This window comes from Sellimonas sp. (genome assembly GCF_047234585.1).
Lineage (GTDB): Bacteria > Bacillota > Clostridia > Lachnospirales > Lachnospiraceae > Sellimonas > Sellimonas caecigallum.
Map to the genome: position 1 here is coordinate 103,560 of NZ_JBKSWG010000001.1, position 17,140 is coordinate 120,699.

The 17,140-nt window shown below is 45.2% G+C and carries 13 protein-coding genes; 8 read left to right on the forward strand and 5 right to left on the reverse strand.

Annotated features, from left to right (window positions below; all coding sequences use genetic code 11):
- Positions 1–102: 102 nt before the first annotated feature.
- Positions 103–1,647, forward strand: a complete 1,545-nt coding sequence (locus ACLROL_RS00440) for a sodium-dependent transporter (protein WP_413067132.1) — start codon at positions 103–105, stop codon at positions 1,645–1,647.
- Here ACLROL_RS00440 and ACLROL_RS00445 read toward each other — a convergent pair.
- Positions 1,555–3,282, reverse strand: a complete 1,728-nt coding sequence (locus ACLROL_RS00445; RefSeq protein WP_413067133.1) for an IS1634 family transposase — start codon at positions 3,280–3,282, stop codon at positions 1,555–1,557. The two genes, ACLROL_RS00440 and ACLROL_RS00445, sit on opposite strands and share 93 nt — an antisense overlap.
- A gap of 346 nt (positions 3,283–3,628) precedes the next feature.
- On the opposite strand from ACLROL_RS00445, the gene ACLROL_RS00450 reads away from it, so the two are divergent.
- A complete protein-coding gene (locus ACLROL_RS00450; RefSeq protein ID WP_413067134.1) occupies positions 3,629–5,809 on the forward strand; it encodes a glucose PTS transporter subunit IIA in 2,181 nt (726 codons plus the stop codon).
- 44 nt (positions 5,810–5,853) lie between these two features.
- On the forward strand, positions 5,854–6,684 hold the full coding sequence (locus tag ACLROL_RS00455) for a PRD domain-containing protein (RefSeq protein ID WP_087198894.1): 831 nt from the start codon (positions 5,854–5,856) through the stop codon (positions 6,682–6,684).
- A gap of 35 nt (positions 6,685–6,719) precedes the next feature.
- Here ACLROL_RS00455 and ACLROL_RS00460 read toward each other — a convergent pair whose 3' ends face one another.
- Positions 6,720–8,276 (reverse strand): ABC-F family ATP-binding cassette domain-containing protein, encoded by a 1,557-nt coding sequence (locus ACLROL_RS00460; protein ID WP_087210545.1) that lies wholly within the window; start codon positions 8,274–8,276, stop codon positions 6,720–6,722.
- 197 nt (positions 8,277–8,473) lie between these two features.
- On the opposite strand from ACLROL_RS00460, the gene ACLROL_RS00465 reads away from it, so the two are divergent.
- Positions 8,474–9,445 (forward strand): Gfo/Idh/MocA family protein, encoded by a 972-nt coding sequence (locus ACLROL_RS00465; RefSeq protein ID WP_087199230.1) that lies wholly within the window; start codon positions 8,474–8,476, stop codon positions 9,443–9,445.
- A 38-nt stretch (positions 9,446–9,483) separates the two neighbouring features.
- Here ACLROL_RS00465 and ACLROL_RS00470 read toward each other — a convergent pair whose 3' ends face one another.
- Entirely contained in the window at positions 9,484–10,194 is a 711-nt protein-coding gene (locus tag ACLROL_RS00470) for a gamma-glutamyl-gamma-aminobutyrate hydrolase family protein (RefSeq protein WP_413067135.1), read from the reverse strand.
- Between the two features lie 60 nt (positions 10,195–10,254).
- On the opposite strand from ACLROL_RS00470, the gene ACLROL_RS00475 reads away from it, so the two are divergent.
- Positions 10,255–11,220 (forward strand): dipeptidase, encoded by a 966-nt coding sequence (locus ACLROL_RS00475; protein ID WP_087198897.1) that lies wholly within the window; start codon positions 10,255–10,257, stop codon positions 11,218–11,220.
- A gap of 195 nt (positions 11,221–11,415) precedes the next feature.
- On the opposite strand, the gene ACLROL_RS00480 is transcribed toward ACLROL_RS00475, so the two are convergent.
- Both ACLROL_RS00480 and ACLROL_RS00485 read right to left on the reverse strand, forming a co-directional pair.
- Complete coding sequence (locus ACLROL_RS00480; protein WP_055156218.1) at positions 11,416–12,723, reverse strand: IS4 family transposase; 1,308 nt, start codon at positions 12,721–12,723, stop codon at positions 11,416–11,418.
- A gap of 210 nt (positions 12,724–12,933) precedes the next feature.
- Positions 12,934–14,157: an argininosuccinate synthase gene (locus tag ACLROL_RS00485; protein ID WP_087198898.1), complete on the reverse strand. Its 1,224-nt coding sequence runs from the start codon at positions 14,155–14,157 to the stop codon at positions 12,934–12,936.
- Positions 14,158–14,398: 241 nt separating this feature from the next.
- Between ACLROL_RS00485 and argC the strand changes: the two genes are divergently transcribed.
- The 3 genes from argC to argJ are packed head-to-tail and all read left to right on the forward strand — an operon-like array spanning position 14,399 to position 17,139.
- Entirely contained in the window at positions 14,399–15,439 is a 1,041-nt protein-coding gene (gene argC, locus ACLROL_RS00490) for an N-acetyl-gamma-glutamyl-phosphate reductase (RefSeq protein ID WP_087199232.1), read from the forward strand.
- A 13-nt stretch (positions 15,440–15,452) separates the two neighbouring features.
- Entirely contained in the window at positions 15,453–15,899 is a 447-nt protein-coding gene (locus ACLROL_RS00495; RefSeq protein ID WP_413067136.1) for a GNAT family N-acetyltransferase, read from the forward strand.
- Positions 15,900–15,915: 16 nt separating this feature from the next.
- Positions 15,916–17,139 (forward strand): bifunctional glutamate N-acetyltransferase/amino-acid acetyltransferase ArgJ, encoded by a 1,224-nt coding sequence (argJ, locus tag ACLROL_RS00500; RefSeq protein WP_221919478.1) that lies wholly within the window; start codon positions 15,916–15,918, stop codon positions 17,137–17,139.
- Position 17,140: the final 1 nt, after the last annotated feature.

Consider the following 17,140-nt stretch of genomic DNA (forward strand, 5'->3'; position numbering starts at 1 on the left):
GTTGCATTAATGCGTTAAAGTGTGATATACTGTCGGGCGGAGGAGATTTCGGCAGCATATGAAGGAAATCTCTTCTGAAGTAAAAAAGACAGGGGAAAAGAGATGAAAAAAAGAGAGACTTTTACGAGCGGGCTTGGATTTGTCATGGCCTGTATCGGTTCAGCTATCGGACTCGGAAATATATGGATGTTCCCGTATCGATTAGGTGCCTACGGCGGGGCTGCATTTCTCATACCGTATCTCTTCTTTGTGCTGGTGCTTGGAACGACAGGGCTTATGATCGAATTTTCTTTCGGGAGGCATTTCCAAGGCGGATCTATGTCCGGGATACGCAAAGTGTTCAAGGAGAGAAAAATGCGAGGAGGCTCCATTGTCGGAGCGCTTCCGGCCATCGGTCTTGCCGGTATCTTTGTGTTTTACAATATAGTGATAGGATGGATTTTGAAGTATCTTTTCATGAGCGTAAGCGGAGAGCTTGGAAAGATCAATGCGGATACTTATTTTGACGGGTTTGCAGGTACGGCATCTTCTATTCCGTGGGACATCCTGTCCATCATGCTGACAATTCTCATCATTTCATTTGGAGTGACAAAAGGGATTGAGCGGATAAGCAAGATCATTATGCCGGCTCTTTTTGTGATTTTTCTTTTGTTGGCGGTGCGTTCTTTGACGCTCCCTGGAGCGATGGATGGAGTGAGATTTCTGATGAAGCCGGACTGGTCACAGCTTGGTAAGGTGGATACATGGGTCATGGCTCTCGGACAGGCCTTTTTCACAGTGTCGCTCAATGGCTGTGGAATGGTTGTCTACGGAAGCTATCTGAAGAAAGAGTACAATATCCCGAAGCTTTCGCTCACAACAGCGATTCTCGACACAATGGCGGCAATCCTGGCATCCTTTGTGATTATGCCGGCTGTGTTTGCTTTTCAGCTGGATGTTAAGACAGGACCTCCGCTCCTCTTTATAACGATGCCGTCGATTTTTGAGAAGATGCCGGGAGGAAGTATCGTGGCTCCGGTCTTCTTTATCAGCCTTTTGTTTGCTTCTGTTTCATCGTCTATCAATATGCTGGAGGGAGTGACGGAGGCGGTGATCTCGAACACGAAGATCACAAGAAAGAAGGCAGCTATCCTGATCGGAGTGATACTGGGACTTGTATCCGTGCCACTGAATCTCAGTATGGCTGCATTTGACAGCTTTACGAATTTTATTACGATTCTGGTATCGCCTTTGATGGTAATTCTTGTGCTCATCGTTTTCTTTTATCTCTATGACCAAAAGAAAGCAATTCAGGAGATCGGCGAAGGCGGAAACATAAAATTTGGAAAATGGTATGAGTATTTTGTAAAATATGTTTTCCTGATCATTACAGCTTTGGTTGTGATCTTAGGTGTTGTATATGGAGGTATATGGAGGAATCGGATAAAAAACTTGACAAACATCCGATGCAATTGTATACTCCCGTCTTTGACAGTTGGCGGAAGAAAAAATCGCTGTATCCCTTGTGTTTACTGGGTTACAGCGATTTTTACCGTTGTCACAAACTATAGTAATTTATTCCGTCCCTTTGCTTTTTTTCTGGATTGTTCTCATTTTACTTTTGGTTATGAATTGATAGTCTGTCCGGAAACCACAGGCTTCATGTAGATCATCTGTAATCTTTTCACGCTTATATAGAGGGATAAATCCCTGTTCCTGTACCCCGGCGAAATTCATTGCTTTCAGAGTATCCAGCAATTCCACACAGGTATATTTTGAATTCAGTTTTTTCTCAAGGTAACGGTAGATGGTTAATGCAAGGAAACAGATCAGGAAATGTGCTTTGATCCGGTTCTCATCCCGTAAATAAACCGGCCTTGCAGAAAAATCTGTTTTCATGATCCGGAAACATTCCTCGATCTGCCATCTGCCTTCACTTACTTTTAAAATATCACCGATTCCATCATCCAAAAGATCCGTGCACACTGCATAGAGTCCGTCATACTGCGCCTCATCCGCAATCTTATCTTCATCCAGATATTGCTTAATATTCGCAGCTTCCCCATCCTTTGTAACAGCCATCTTTCCAATGAAACGTGCCGGGTCATTGGGGTTCTTTCGGTTCTTCTTGGCATTCCCCGAATCCAGTATCTTTTGTGCCCGTTCCACCTGTTTGTCACGGATGGATTTCTGATACAGGGCATACTTTGGGGAATAAGTTATGATTAAGCGCTGGTGAAGTTTTTGGGTGGTATACGGTTCGTCCTTGTAATAAAGCCCTTTATCATCTTCCGGCAGTTTCGTGATATCGACAGGTTTATCATCGGAGACCCGTTTAAATCCCTGCGGGCTCAGTGCCCACTCTTTTTCTTCTTTCTTCAGCTTTTTAATCGACTGGGTTACGATATAAGCCCGTTCTCCCATGTGGTTGTATTCCCGGATGGATTCCGAACCCAGTCCGGCATCGCTGCAATAAATAAATTTCTGGCATCCGAATTCTCCAAGGACCTTCTTCTCCAGAGGTTTCAGCGATGTCTGCTCGTTTGCGTTTCCCGGGAAAAGGGAAAACGCAAGAGGAATGCCGTCCCCATCCATGAACAGCCCCATTTGGATAATCGGATTCGGTCTGTGTTCTTTGCTTTTTCCGTACTTTTTGCTGCCATCTTCCTGTTCAATCTCGAAATAATAATTGGAGCAGTCATAATAAAGGATCTTATCATTCCTTTCCCCCATGAAATGGCTGTTTTTATAGACTTCTGCCTGGATCATGTCACATTCCGCGCCGAGAACATCCAGCGCGCGGTATACATCATAAAGTTCATAGGAAGGTTTTTCCAAAAACTCCGATGCAGCTTTATAGGAAGAGCGCTTGCTGCATGGCTCCAGTATCCTTGCATAGATCAAGTCGGAAAGGATTGCATTGATGTCATATTTAAACTTATATCTTTGTTTCAATTTCCGACAGATCTTATTCATCTGCATCTGATAATAAATGAACTGCAGGAAAAGGTATCCTCCACGGAAAAAGGTTTGTTTATGATAATCCAGCAAGCGGTCTGCATGAAAAGTGAGTTTTATCTGTTTTTCTTCTTTTTCCTGTTTATACTTTAAAGTTTCTATGCGCGCTTGTTCTTTTGCCCAGGCCATTACATCGTCTCGTGTCGGACCGTGCTCTGGTAAAAGTTCTTTTAAAGTTCCCAGTTTCCTGACGATGACAGAAGTACTAACTCCTTTGTCATTAACATAGCCTTTTGAAATATAAAAAGATTCAGCGTTCTTGGATTTCGAGGTTACAACTCTCATAGAATAAAGCCTCCTTTTATATAGTTTACAATACATTGCAATAAAATGCAATATATAAAAACATAAAATTTGACACAAAAAAAGCAGGTTTTATGCGGCCTGCAAGATATTTTTTTATTATTCAACTGTCAAACTCCCGAATCGGATAAAAAACTTGACAAACATCCGATGCAATTGTATACTTGTTACAGAAAAAATAAATTCTGATAGTGTGTTACTGAATGCAGGCATCAACTATCCTTCACAGATTACATCGTTCGGTGTAGTCTGTAAGGTAGTTGGTGTTTTTTGTTTTAAAGGATGAAACATACTGTTGGATTTTGGAAGAGAAGAGAGGAGAAAAAAGATGAAAGACAAAATTTTTGGTGTTCTTCAGAGAATTGGACGAAGTTTTATGCTTCCGATCGCCATCCTTCCGGTGGCCGGTCTTTTGCTTGGTATCGGCAGTTCTCTCACGAACGCTACCACCATTGAGATGTATGGATTAGAGCCGGTTCTTGGGGACGGGACGATTCTTCACGCTCTTTTTACTATCATGACAAGGGCAGGAAGCGCTATATTTGACAACCTGCCGATCATTTTTGCGGTAGGGGTGGCCATCGGTATGGCCAAGAAAGAGAAGGAAGTAGCAGCGCTTTCTGCTATGATCTCTTTTCTTGTCATGAACATTACCATCAACGCGCTTTTACAGATCGAAGGTATCGTTCTGGCAGACGGGACAGTTGCTGATGGTGTTCTGAGTGGTACAGTGGCAAGTGTACTTGGAATTCCAACCTTGCAGATGGGAGTGTTTGGCGGTATTATCGTAGGACTCGGAGTGGCGGCACTTCACAACAAATACTATAAGATCGTACTTCCAAATGCATTGTCCTTCTTTGGCGGCTCCAGGTTCGTGCCGATCATTTCTACAGTCGTTTATGTGGGAGTTGGGATCATCATGTATTTTGTTTGGCCCTTCGTGCAGAACGGAATCTACGCCCTTGGCGGCCTTGTCACGGGAACCGGATATGTGGGAACTCTGATTTTTGGTATCATCAAGCGTGCTCTGATTCCATTCGGACTCCATCATGTATTTTACTTGCCGTTCTGGCAGACAGCCGTTGGAGGAACGATGGAGATCGGTGGACAGCTGATCCAGGGCGGACAGAATATTTTCTTTGCGCAGCTGGCTGATCCGTCTACGATTCATTTCAGTGCAGATGCGACGAGATACTTTTCAGGAGAGTTCATTTTCATGATTTTTGGACTTCCGGGAGCAGCGCTTGCCATGTATCGTTGTGCAAAACCGGAAAAGAAGAAACAAGCAGGAGGACTCCTTTTATCTGCAGCCCTTACGTGTATGCTGACAGGTATCACGGAACCACTGGAATTTTCCTTCCTGTTCGTAGCGCCGATTCTTTTTGTCGTGCAGGTTATTTTGGCAGGTGCGGCTTATATGATCGCTCACATGCTGAATATTGCGGTAGGGCTTACGTTCTCCGGAGGTATACTGGATCTCTTTATGTTTGGTATTCTGCAGGGAAATGAAAAGACAAGCTGGCTTTTGATCATTCCGGTGGGGATCGTCTATTTTGTCCTTTACTATGTGATCTTCACAGTCCTGATCAAAAAGTTGAACCTCAAGACACCTGGACGAGAAGATGACGACGTAGAGACGAAGCTGTATACAAAGGCGGACTACAAAGCAAAACAAGGAAAGGCAGGAGGAAACGGGGAAGAGCGCGCCGAAGATGAGAGAAGCGTCCTCATTACTCAGGGACTAGGCGGAAAGAAAAATATTTCTGATGTGGACTGTTGTGCAACAAGACTTCGCTGTACAGTCGTGAAACCGGAGCTTGTGAACGAAGGCATCTTAAAGCAGACCGGTCCGTCAGGTATCGTTCGAAAAGGTCAGGGAATCCAGATCATTTACGGTCCGTCCGTGACGGTTATCAAATCCAATCTGGAAGATTATCTTGTTCACGCACCGAATGAAGAGTATGTGGCGGCAGAGAGATCAGAAGAAGCGGAAGTGCCGGCGAAAAAAGAGAAGGCCAAAGAGGAAAAAGAAGCGAAAGAGGCTTGCACAAAGAAAACCCTTTTCTCGCCGTTTAAAGGCAAGGCAGCGCCGATCACGGAAGCGCCGGATGAAGCATTTGCAGGAAAAATGATGGGCGATGGCTACATCGTATTCCCGGAAGAAGGAGTGGTTTATGCTCCGGAAGACAGCACGGTATCCTTCGTGTTCCCGACAAATCATGCCATCGGACTTACGACGGCGGACGGTGTAGAATATCTTCTGCACATTGGTGTGGATACAGTAAAACTGGAAGGAAAAGGATTCGAAACATTTGTAAAAGACGGAGATTTTGTAAAAAAGGGAGACAAACTTATGGCTTTTGATATAGAATATATAAAAGAGCATGCGAAATCCGAAGCTTGTATTGCCGTGTTTACAGGATTGACAGAAGGGGAAGAAGTTGTGATGAAGGCATCCGGTCATGTAGATGCGCAGGACGAAATTGCGGAAATCGTAAGCTGCCAATAATGGGAAGGTATCCAGCCTTCCCCTCAAAAGGAGCTTGGAGACGGATGTATCGGATCATCAAAGTTTTGAACAACAATGCTGTTCTGGCATGGAACAAAGAACGAAAAAAAGAACAGATCCTCCTTGGAAATGGGATCGGATTCGGCAAGAGGCCGGGGGAGGAGAGCGGACCTATAAAGGACGCCAAAGTTTATTCCTTAGTCACGAGAAGAACCCAGGTATCGGCTCTGAAAGTCGTAAACGGGATTCGGCCAGTATACCTGGAGGCAGCCGGGAAGATCCTGGATGAAGCGGAAACGGTGTTTGCCAAGGTGAGTCATGATAATCTTCTTCCGCTTGCGGATCATATTGCTCTGGCGGCAAAACGGGCGGAAGAGAAAAAGAGCATACCAAATCCATTCACACCGGACATCAAAGTTCTCTTTGAGGAAGAGTACCGGATTGCAAAGAAGGGCAGGGAAATCATAAGAGAGATGACAGGACAGGAGATCACGGACGATGAAGTGGGCTTTATCGCTCTTCATGTCCACTCAGCCCGTTCGGATGAAAAAGTATCGGAAACGCTGGAAAATACAAGGATCATCAATCAGAGTATCCGCATGATCGAAGAGTATTTCGGCATCAGACTGGAACAGGAATCTCTTGGATACAACCGGATGATGAGTCACATCTACTATATGCTGGCCAGGATTCGCAAAGGAGAACCGGTAAAGGCGGATCTGAATGAATTTGTAAAAGTGAAATACGAAAAAGAGTTTGAGTCGGCAGAAAAGATCTGCCAGTGGATCGCAGGGGAAATGAAAAAGGAAGTTCCAGAAGAAGAGATAGGGTTTCTGGCGATCCACATTTTACGGGTTGTAAATAAAGAGGTATAGCCATCTTGCGGCTATACCTCTTTTTTCTGACTTATCTAGATGATTTTTGTTGTCCACTTTGTGCAGTCCCACACTTCAGATACGACATCACGGTAAAACTCCGGTTCATGACAGATGAGAAGGACGCTTCCGCGGTATTCCAGAAGTGCTTTTTTCAGCGCATCTTTGGCGTCTGCATCCAGATGGTTGGTCGGCTCGTCCAAAAGGAGAAGATTTGTCTCCCGGTTGATAAGCTTGCAGAGACGTACTTTCGCCTGTTCCCCTCCGCTTAGAACCCGTACCTGGCTTTCGATATGCTTTGTCGTAAGGCCGCACTTGGCCAGGGCAGAGCGCACCTCATACTGGGTAAAGGAAGGAAATTCCGCCCAGATCTCATCGATACAGGTGGCTTTGTTTTCTCCTTTTACTTCCTGCTCGAAATACCCGATCTGGAGATTTTCGCCAAGTTCACAGCTCCCTTTCAGGGAAGGGATGAGTCCCAGGATGCTTTTCAGAAGGGTTGTCTTTCCGATACCATTTGCTCCTACAAGGGCGATCTTCTGTCCGCGCTCCATGGATATGGAGATCGGGCGGGAGAGCGGCTCATCGTATCCGATGACAAGATCCTTCGTCTCAAAGAGAAAACGTCCAGGTGTTTTCCCAACCTTAAAGTGGAATTCCGGTTTTGGGCGCTCTGCGGCAAGCTCGATGACTTCCATTTTGTCGAGCTTTTTCTGGCGGGACATAGCCATGTTCCTCGTGGAGACACGGGCTTTGTTGCGGGCCACGAAATCTTTAAGTTCGCTGATCTCCTGCTGCTGACGGCGGTAGGCAGCCTCAAGCTGCGCTTTCTTTACCGCATATACTTCCTCAAAATGAGTGTAATCGCCCACGTAGCGGTTCAGTTCCTGGTTTTCCATATGGTAGATGATGTTGACGACTTCATTCAAAAACGGGATGTCGTGGGAAATCAGGATGAAAGCGCTTTCATATTCCTGGAGATAGCGTTTCAGCCAGGCGATATGTTCTTCGTCCAGATAGTTGGTCGGCTCGTCCAGAAGAAGGATATCCGGTTTTTCAAGGAGAAGTTTTCCAAGCAGGATCTTTGTGCGCTGGCCCCCGCTTAAGTCGGTCACATCCCGGTCAAGGCCGATGTCCAAAAGTCCGAGAGCACGGGCTACTTCCTCCACCTTAGCGTCGATCACATAGAAATCATGCATCGTGAGCATATCCTGGATCGTGCCAAGTTCTTCCATCATTTCTGTCATCTCCTCTTCAGATGCAGTGCCAAGGGAATCACAGATAACGTTCATCTTTTCTTCCAGCTGGAAAAGCCAGGAGAAAGCAGATTTCAGTACGTCCCGTATGGTCATCCCTTTTTCAAGAACAGTGTGCTGATCCAGATACCCGATACGGACATTCTTTGCCCACTCGATTTTCCCTTCATCCGGTGTAAGATGTCCGGTAACAATATTAAAAAAAGTAGATTTTCCCTCTCCGTTTGCGCCCACAAGCCCGATATGTTCTCCGCGCAGAAGGCGGAAAGAGACGTCGGAGAAGATGGCTCTGTCGCCAAATCCATGTGTGAGATGCTCTACGTTCAAAATACTCATGATAAATCAAACTCCTTTGTATGAATCAGAATCTCAGACTATTGTACAGGAAAAAAGAACGTTTGTCATTCTGTTTTTTTCGGGGGAGGATAATGGCATTTTTTCGAAGCCGTTTTCCTTCCGGCAGGGTGTGGCATGGAGAAGATGAATGTGGTAAAATCGTGATAGCGAAGATCATGAAAAGGAGGAAAACGATCGTGAAGATTGGTATCATTGGCGCGGGAAACATCGCGGGAACTATGGCAAAGACATTAAATGGAATGGAAGATGCAAAAGGCTATGCCGTGGCTTCCAGGAATCTTAAGAAAGCGCAGAAATTTGCCGGGGAAAACGGGTTTGAAAAGGCGTACGGCTCATACGAAGAGATGCTCCGGGATCCGGAAGTGGAGCTTGTCTATATAGCCACGCCCCACTCCCACCATTATGAACATATCAAGCTTTGTCTGGAACACAAAAAACCGGTGCTCTGCGAGAAAGCTTTCACAGCGAACGCTGCTCAGGCAGAAGAAGTCCTGAAAATATCAGAGGAAAAAAAGATCTTTGTAGGAGAAGCAATGTGGACGAGATTCCTTCCTTCCAGGACAATGATCGATGAGATCGTCAAAGGCGGAGAGATCGGAAAAGTACATATGATCACGGCGAACCTTGGATACAAGATCGATCACGTGGAGAGACTGCGCAAACCGGAGCTGGCAGGGGGAGCTCTTCTGGATGTGGGAATCTACCCTCTTTCCTTTATCCGGATGGTAACAGATGCCAAGATTCAGTCTGTGACTACATGCTGCACAAAGCTGGAGACAGGAGTAGACGCCCAGAATACAGCGGTCTTCCAGTTCAGTGACGGGTGCATAGCGTCCATGCACAGCAGTATGCTCGGAGGGACGGAGCAGGCCGGCATTGTCTACGGAGACAAAGGATATCTGATCGCGTGGAATATCAATAACGTGAACCGGATCCAGGTATACGACAATGCCAAAAGACTGGTACGGGAGATGACTGTCCCGGAACAGATCACGGGATTCGAGTACGAAGTGCGGGCAGCCATAAAGGCGATCCAGGAAGGAAGGACTGAATGCCCGCAGATGCCCCACAGTGAGACACTCTATATGATGCGGCAGATGGATGAGCTCCGGAAAACATGGGGAGTCGTCTATCCATTTGAGCCTTAGCACGAACACCGGGGAGTGAAAAATCCTGGATGCAGATGTCAGCAGGAGCCAAGGAAGAAGGAGAAGATGCGGCTCATTTTTTTGGAAGACAGATACATGCATTCCGGATGCCACTGTACGCCAAGCAGGAAAGGGTGGGAAGTCCCTTCGATGGATTCGGGCATACCGTCCGGAGCATAGGAACTGCATATGAGACCGGAGCCGGCTGTTTTTACTCCCTGATGGTGGAAACTGTTGACCCGGGCCGTCTCCCCAAGGATTTCCCTGATCATGCTTCCTTCTTCAGTCTGGATCGTGTGGGCCGGCTCAGAACGGTATCTGGAAGGATAGCTGTGGTTGAAAAATGTCGGGTTTTCGGATAAATCCTGGTAAATACTGCCTTGGCAGGCGATAGAGAGAATCTGCATCCCCTTGCAGATAGCGAGGGTTGGCTTTCGGGAATGTTCAAGCAGATCGGTCATAAATCGGAGCTGGAAGAGATCGAAAGAAAAATCAGTGTCTCCAAGATGTCCGGACGGCAGTTCTCGAAAGAGCAAAGGATTGATATCGCCGCCTCCGCAGAAGAGAAATCCGTCGAATTTTTTTTCGCATTCCCGGAAAAAGGAAGGCGGATAATCTTCGAAATAAGGGATGGAAAAAGGCATTCCGCCATGGTCGGCGACAGACTGGATGTATGGCAGACTTGTGAAAATCCGGTTTCGTTCCCGTGCGCAGACGACGATACCGATGGAAGGGCGTTTCTGTTTCATATATCGATTCCTTTCCGCTTATATTAGACTATACTACCATATGAAAAGGAGCCTCCGCTTATGAATTTGATTGACATGCACTGTGATACCATCTATGAGATGCTTTCGGGAGAAACACCAAAGGACCTGCGAAAGAACAACCTGAAAGTAGATCTGGAAAAACTCAGGAAAGCGGGATCGGCTGCACAGTTTTTTGCCTGCTTTATCTGTATGGATGAATTTTTGGGAAAGTCCAGGTACGAGCAGGCATATGAATATGTTCGTGTCATGGCGTCCTGCCTGAAAAAACAGATCTGGATGTATCCAGAGGAGATCGCGTTTGCAGGAAACGGAAGAGACCTTGAGCGCAATCAGAGAGAAGGAAAGATTTCTGCGTTCCTCACATTGGAAGAAGGAGGTGTCATCCACGATGATTCCGCAAGGATCGAAGAACTGTGGCAGATGGGGATCCGTCTGATCACTCTGACATGGAATTACGAAAACTGCATGGGATATCCAAACAGCAAAGATCCGGCCACAATGGGAAAAGGATTGAAACCGTTTGGAATCTTTACGGTAGAGCGGATGAACGAGCTTGGTATGATCGTAGATGTGTCGCACTTGTCGGAAGGGGGATTCTGGGATGTGATCCGTTACAGCAGCAAACCGCCTGTGGCATCCCACTCTAATGCAAGAGCTATAAAAGAGCATCCAAGAAATCTTTCAGATGGACAGATCCGGGCGCTGTCGGAAAAGGGCGGGATCGCCGGTCTGAATTTTTACCAGCACTTTTTGGGAAATACAGATGAATGCCGGATTGAAGAAATGGTTGCACATGTAAAACATATGTTCCAAAAAGGCGGCGAGGACTTTGTGGCTATCGGGACCGACTTTGATGGATTCCACGGCGCTGCAAGGATGGAGATCGAGAATATCGGGGAGATAGACGTATTGAAAGAGGCGCTTTTAAAAAATGGGTTTACCGAACGTCAGGTAGAAAAAATATGGTATAGAAATGCAAAAAGAGTCATTGATGAAGTAATGTGAGGGTAGAAGAATGACACGAAAAAGGGGCGTTTTCGCCAATGTCATTAAGTTAATTTAAAAATTAAAAAAAGCAGAATGCAAGTAGGTAAAATCTCACTTGTATTTTGCTTTTTTCATTTTGTTATCTGTTTTTTTGCACGGCAAACAGACAGATGGATTGTACATCTGTCTATAATCCTATATAATGATGAATGGTTATGCTACCCTGTATAGAAAACTTACTGACGCCTGAGGTTTGACTTTCCGAGGGTCTCGACGCCCAGGTCTTATTGGTAATATATGTTTTTCTATCAGTTTAACCACATCAGGTGGACGAAGTTTCCGTTTGCGTCGCAGATATTCTCTGCAAATGTAAATGGCAATAGTAAAGTTCACCTGATTTTTCTTACTTATATTTTCTGTGTGTTCAACTACATATGTTGTAATTAATTCGCAGTAATTATATAAGGTCAATCTTGCAAATATTTCTTGCTTTATGTAATCCACTTTTTTGGCATGAAAACTAGTTAGCCCTATAGCATATTTCAATTCACGAAATGATGTTTCTATGCCCCATCTTAAGTGATATAATTCCTTAAGTTTTTCTGCCGAAAAGCAAAAACGGTCCAAGTTTGTAATTACCGTTTCATAGGAATCATCTGCTATTTTAAACCTTGCAATTCTAAAGGAGATAGGATAATCCTCTTTGCTTCCTATTGGAAGATAATCAAAGGTTTGTACTGTTGGCATGAATTTATATCCTGCTTGTTTCTTTGACTTAGTTTGATTTCGTGTCAGAATCAGATTGATATCCATATCAAAAACTGCCGTTTGTGGAAGTTCTAAGCCTGATGCAATGCCATTGCTGTGAACATCTTTTATTCTAATCAAAAATTTCCAGCCTTTTTCTATTGCGTGAGACATAATGTTATAGTTTTCATATCCTCTATCAGCAATTAATATAACTTTGTCCAATGTCACCCTTTCTATCATTTGAATGCATGCTCTGTGTTCTTGATACGTAGAGGCAGTTTGAACCAATGCATCAATATAAGTTCTGTTTAAAACATCATACAGGGCATTTAGATGTAAGTGATTACCGGTTGCACCAAGTTGATTTGATTTCCAAAGAGTTTCCGGGTCGTTTAGATTCGGTGCAATAGTTAGATTGCTGCCATCGCAAGCCAAAAGTTGATATCCCTCATATAAGTTTTTTGTTTGAGCATTTTCTTCTGTAAACGCATGAAATAAGTATTCAAATGCTTCTGGTAGAATTTTAGCCCGCTGCTGTGTATACGCTGAAACAGTAGGAGCATTCACATCAAAATCGAAAAAATCCAAGAGTTCTTTATTCAGCGTGCAACCGCCGGAATTCATGGTAATGCCAACACATGTCTTAAAATTAATTTTGCGGTTTCTTGAAAAATCAGTATCTGGATTTTTCAAGAACAAAGATGGATTTCTTGCCAATTCTGAAATTAGATTTTCTAGTGAAACCGTAACCTTTTCAATATAGTGACTCATAATGTATCCTCCTTGCAATCAAGATATTCCTTAATTACAAGGGCCGCTTTCGCAACCTTAATATATATCGGTAGCGAAAGCGGCCGCACATTCTATCTTGTTTGTCAACTATTTTTACAAAATAAAAAGACTCCTATATTATTTCTAATATAAGAATCTAATTATTTTTCCTTAACTTAATGACATTGGCGTTTTCGCCCCTTTTTATGCTTATTTATTCTTATTTGCTTCAGCCAGTTTCATAGCGCGCACTTTGAGCGGCAGTCCGAAAAGGTTGATGAAACCATCTGCGTCGTGATGGTCGTAAAGTTCTCCTGTCGTAAAGCTTGCGAGAGATTCGCTGTACAGAGAGTACGGGGATGTCGTGCCGGCTTTGATGATGTTGCCTTTGTAGAGTTTGAATTTGACTTCTCCTGTCACATATTCCTGTGTGGATTCTACAAATGCCTGTATTGCTTCGCGAAGCGGTGTAAACCATTTTCCTTCGTAGACAACTTGCGCCAGTTTATTTCCCATGTCTTTTTTAACTTCGTATGTAGCGCGGTCAAGAACAAGTTCTTCCAGCTGCTGGTGTGCTTCCATCAGGATTGTTCCGCCAGGTGTCTCGTACACACCGCGTGACTTCATGCCAACAACACGGTTTTCCACGATATCCACGATGCCGACCCCGTGCTTTCCGCCAAGCTTATTTAATTCAGTAATGATTTCGGAAACTTTCATCTCTTTTCCATTTAAGCTTTTTGGCACACCTTTTTCGAAAGTCATTGTCACATATTCCGGTTCATCCGGCGCTTTTTCTGGTGTCACTCCAAGGACGAGAAGATCGTCGTAGTTTGGCTCCACAGCCGGGTCTTCCAGTTCCAGCCCTTCATGGCTGATGTGCCATAAGTTACGGTCGCGGCTATAGCTGTGGCTTGCATCGAACGGAAGGTCGATACCGTGCTGCTTACAGTATTCGATTTCTTCTTCACGAGACTGCATTGTCCAGATATCTGTCATTCTCCAAGGAGCGATGATCTTCAGATCCGGAGCCAGAGCCTTGATGCCAAGTTCGAAACGGATCTGGTCATTTCCCTTTCCGGTAGCACCGTGGCAGATTGCTGTGGCGCCTTCTTTTCTTGCAACCTCCACCAATTTTTTTGCGATTCCCGGGCGGGCCATAGATGTGCCCAAAAGATATTTGTTTTCGTAGACTGCTCCGGCCTGTACACAAGGAACGATATAATCGTCACAGAATTCATCGATGATGTTTTCAATGTATAATTTGGAAGCTCCGGATAATTTTGCACGTTCTTCCAGTCCGTCCAGTTCTTCGCCCTGACCGCAGTCGATGCAGCAGCAGATGACTTCATAATCAAAATTTTCCTTTAACCATGGGATGATCGCGGTTGTGTCCAGACCGCCTGAGTACGCAAGTACCACTTTTTCTTTCATAATCTATGTCCTCCTGAAAAATTGTTTTTGCAAATCACATGAGTTACTATACACCTTTCTACATAAATATGCAAGGAAAAAATAGAAAAAATATTATAAAATGCATATTACACAAAAAAATATGCAATTTACTGGAATAAATATACAAAAAATATGCGTAAATATACTTGCGAAAGAAAAAAACTGGTTGTATACTAAAAGCTACAAGGCTTTGAGTGACAAAGAGAAAGGAATAAAGTGTATGATTAGAGCAGGGATTATCGGTTCTACGGGATATGCAGGCGGCGAGCTTGTGAGGATCCTCATGGGACATAAAGATACGGAGATCAAATGGTATGGTTCCAGAAGTTATATAGATAAGAAGTACGCGGATGTCTACCAAAATATGTTTCAGATCGTGGACGACATCTGTAAAGACGATAATATGGAAGAGCTGGCAGATAAGGTGGATGTGATTTTTACAGCGACACCGCAAGGATTCTGCGCTTCTTTGCTGAATGAGACGATTCTTTCCAAAACAAAGGTTGTTGACTTGAGCGCGGATTTCCGCATCAAGGATCAGCGGACGTACGAGCAGTGGTACAAGATCGAGCACAAGAGTCCGCAGTTTCTGGACGAAGCAGTATATGGGCTCTGTGAGATCAACAGGGAAAAGATAAAAGGGGCAAGGATTGTTGCCAATCCGGGCTGCTATCCGACTTGTTCCATTTTGTCCGTGTATCCTCTTGCAAAAGAAGGGATTATCGATATGAATACACTGATCATTGACGCCAAGTCCGGGACGTCAGGGGCGGGAAGAGGTGCCAAGGTAGATAACCTCTACTGCGAAGTTAATGAAAACATCAAGGCATACGGGGTGGCCGGACATCGCCACACACCGGAGATCGAGGAGCAGCTCACATATGCTTCCGGAGTACCAACCGTGCTGAATTTTACACCGCACCTTGTGCCGATGAACAGAGGGATCCTTGTGACAGGTTACGCATCACTGAAGAAAGAAGTGTCCTATGAAGAAGTAAAAGCAATATATGATGCTTATTATAAAAAGGAACAGTTTGTACGTGTTCTGGAAAAAGATGTCTGCCCTCAGACGAAATGGGTGGAGGGAAGCAACTACGTGGACGTGAACTTCAAGATCGATCCGAGGACAAGAAGGATCATCATGATGGGAGCCATGGACAATCTTGTGAAAGGAGCGGCAGGACAGGCGGTACAGAACATGAATCTCATGTTTGGCCTTCCGGAAAACGAAGGCCTCAATCTTGTTCCGATGTTCCCGTAAAGTAAAATAAAAAATGGCAATTCGGGTAATGACAATCGAAGACTATGATCAGGTGTATGCACTTTGGAAAAGCATACACGGGTTTGGGATACGCAGTATTGACGACTCCAGGGATGGGGTAGAGCGGTTTTTGAAAAGGAATCCTACCACCAGCGTGGTGGCGGAGGCGGACGGAAAGATCGTGGGATGCATCCTTTGCGGACATGACGGACGGCGCGGCTGCTTTTACCACGTCTGTGTAGAAGAAGCTTATCGGAAACACGGCATCGGAAAACAGATGGTGGCCGTTTCCATGCATGCTCTGCGGGAAGAAGGCATAAATAAAGTATCCCTCATCGCATTTACGGAAAATGACATCGGCAATGCATTCTGGAATAAGATCGGATGGACAAAACGGGAAGATCTGAATTATTATGATTTTACACTGAATGAGGAGAATATTACGACATTTATCAAATAACAGGAGGAAGCGAAACATGAAAGTTGTAACAGGAGGAGTGACAAAAGCAAAAGGATTTGAAGCTGCCAGCACAGCGGCAAAGATCAAGTATCAGGACCGGACAGACATGGCGCTCATATACAGTGAAAAGCCTTGTGTGGCAGCAGGGACATTTACGACAAACGTCGTGAAAGCGGCGCCGGTCAAATGGGACAGAAAGATCGTGGAGAGCGGTCAGCCGGTCCACGCGGTTGTTGTAAATTCTGGAATTGCAAATGCCTGCACTGGCGCGGAAGGGATGGGATACTGTGAAGAGACTGCGAAGGCGGCAGGGGAAGCTCTTGGGATCCCGTCTGGAAGCGTCGTGCTTGGATCCACAGGAGTTATCGGAAAACAGCTCCCTATCGATCGCATCAAAGCAGGGGTAGGAGAACTTGTCAAAAAGAAAAATGACAGCCTTGAGAACGGCACGCTGGCGGCAAAAGCGATCATGACGACAGATACAAAAGAGAAGGAACTGGCAGTGGAGATCGAGATCGGAGACAAGACCGTTACCATCGGAGGGATGGCAAAAGGATCCGGAATGATCCACCCGAATATGTGCACAATGCTCAGTTTTATCACGACCGATGCAGTCATCGGAAAAGAAGCCCTTCAGAAGGCGCTGAGCCAGGATGTGGATGATACGTACAACATGATCTCTGTGGACGGCGACACCTCCACAAACGACACCGTGCTCCTTCTTGCCAACGGGGCTGCGGGCAATGAAGAGATCAAAGAAGGGACGGAGGATTTTGATACCTTCGCGGAAGCGCTCCACGAGATCAATGTGTATCTGGCAAAACGGATCGCAGGCGACGGGGAGGGGGCGACAGCTCTTTTTGAGGCGACGGTCGTTGGATGTGAATCAAAAGAACAGGCAAAGACACTGGCAAAATCCATCGTTTGCTCTAATCTGACGAAGACAGCCATCGCAGGACATGACGCAAACTGGGGACGTATCCTCTGTGCCATGGGATATTCCGGAGCATCCTTTGACCCGGAAAAAGTGGATCTGTATTTTGTGAGCAGCGCAGGTAAGATCCAGATCATTGAGAACGGCACAGCGGTGGCCTACAGCGAGGAAGATGCCACAAAGATTCTTTCTCAGCCGGAAGTCATCGCCCTTGCCGACATCAAGATGGGAGGGGAAAAAGCATCCGCCTGGGGATGCGACCTTACATATGACTATATAAAGATTAATGCAGACTACAGAAGTTAGG